Annotated in this window: 2 pseudogenes; one reads left to right on the top strand and one right to left on the bottom strand. The window is 39.0% G+C overall.

The features are described 5' to 3' along the window. Positions 1 to 119 (top strand): annotated as a pseudogene (locus ACO0K1_RS20335) (IS30 family transposase); the annotation flags it as partial. A 31-nt stretch (positions 120 to 150) separates the two neighbouring features. On the opposite strand, the pseudogene ACO0K1_RS20340 reads toward ACO0K1_RS20335, so the two are convergent. Then, a pseudogene (locus tag ACO0K1_RS20340) lies at positions 151 to 267 on the bottom strand (IS30 family transposase); the annotation flags it as partial.

Below are 267 nucleotides of genomic sequence, written 5' to 3' on the forward strand. Positions count from 1 at the left end.
TTACACAACAGGAGATTGATCACGCCATGAATAGACTGAATAATCGACCAAGAAAAAGATTAGGATACCTTACACCCAATCAGGTATTCTTCAAAAATACGCTTGCACTTCAAAATTGAACTCGCGAATTAAATTAAATTAAAGGCGGATTCAATTTCGAAGTGCAACCACATGTTGATGCGATTGTAACTGCTTCATAAATACTTGGTGCGGCGTTTTGAAGCCGAGACATTTTCTGGGACGATGATTTAAGCTGTTCATCGCCCA

It is taken from the genome of Undibacterium sp. SXout20W, assembly GCF_049340285.1.
GTDB lineage: Bacteria > Pseudomonadota > Gammaproteobacteria > Burkholderiales > Burkholderiaceae_D > Undibacterium.